This is a genomic window from Oleiphilus sp. HI0132 (genome assembly GCF_001635845.1).
The window spans coordinates 1-705 of record NZ_LWGJ01000383.1; the positions used below are offsets into that span (position 1 = coordinate 1).

A 705-nucleotide genomic window follows, 5' to 3' on the forward strand; every position below is an offset into this window, starting at 1 on the left:
TATTTGAGCTCATAAATCTACACTCATATAAAACCTTATGTCACTGGAAGAATTTGCCAAGAAACGCTTTCTCATCGTCGATGAACTAGACTCCTTCCGTTTTTCTACCAAAAAGACACTGATGTCACTTGGCCTTAAGCTCGTTGACACAGCAAGCAGTGCACAAAATGTTGTCTCAGGTTTTCAGAACGTCAATTACGACGTTACGCTGTGCAACTATGACTTAGGCAAAGGCAAAAACGGCCAGGAGTTACTTGAGGAGCTACGCTACAAGAAACTGTTAAAGTTCTCGGACTTATTTTTTATTGTTTCAGCCGAAGTTGATCGCAGTAAGGTTATGGGCACCGTCGAGAACGAACCCGATGGCTACCTGGTAAAACCGATCACACCCAATGATTTGAAACAACGCTTAAGCAAAGCGCTAAAAATGAAAGAAGCGATGAGTGCAATTGACAATGCTATAGATGATGGAGACTATCACTCAGCAATTGCCTATTGTGACGAGAAAATTGCCGAGAAAGGCAATTACGTACTTCGCTGCATGAAGACAAAAGCCTGGCTGCTAAGTAAAATCGGACACATCGACGAGGCACGCGAGCTATACGAAGGCATCCTTAAAGCAAACGATTTTACCTGGGCCGAATATGGGCTGGCAAGAATCATGATTCGGCGTAAACATTATGAGGATGCAGAAAAACTACTACG

The 705-nt window shown here is 43.1% G+C and carries 1 protein-coding gene; it reads left to right on the forward strand.

Annotated features, from left to right (window positions below):
• Window positions 1–37: 37 nt before the first annotated feature.
• Window positions 38–705: response regulator (locus A3766_RS04675; protein ID WP_156508687.1), on the forward strand; the 668-nt coding region annotated here is incomplete at its 3' end.